The sequence below is a fragment of the Pedococcus sp. P1_H8 genome, from assembly GCF_056405175.1.
In genome coordinates this window covers 1-431 of record NZ_JBFUCP010000263.1, presented here as the reverse complement: position 1 = coordinate 431, position 431 = coordinate 1, and the positions used below count along the sequence as shown (strand labels likewise).

Sequence of the window (431 nt, the reverse complement as noted above, 5' to 3'; positions counted from 1 at the left end):
GCTCCGGGGTGAACCAGCGGTCGCGATCGCTGTCGGCGGCGATCTCCTCGACCGGGCGGCCGGTCTCCGCCGCGAGGATCTCCTCCGACTGCCGCTTCATGTACTCCCAGTTGTCCGCCTGAATGGCAATGTCCATCGCGGTGCCGCCGATCCCGGCGGACGGCTGGTGCATCATGATTCGGCTGTGCGCCAGGCTGATCCGTTTGCCGTGCGTGCCCGAGGCGAGCAGCACCTGGCCCATGCTCGCGGCGAAGCCGAGGGCCACGGTCACCACGTCGTTGGGGATCAGCTTCATGGTGTCGTAGATGGCCAGACCGGCCAGCACGGACCCGCCGGGTGAGTTGATGTAGAGGACGACGTCGCGGTCGGCGTCGGCCGTGGCGAGCAGCACCAGTTCGGCGCACACCCGCTCGGCCATCTCGTCGTTCACC

Annotated in this window: 1 protein-coding gene; it reads right to left on the bottom strand. The window is 68.4% G+C overall.

All coding sequences use genetic code 11. From position 1 onward, the window contains the following. A partial coding sequence (locus AC1DYG_RS19905; RefSeq protein WP_477641574.1) for a ClpP family protease occupies positions 1-431 on the bottom strand: 431 nt, incomplete at both ends.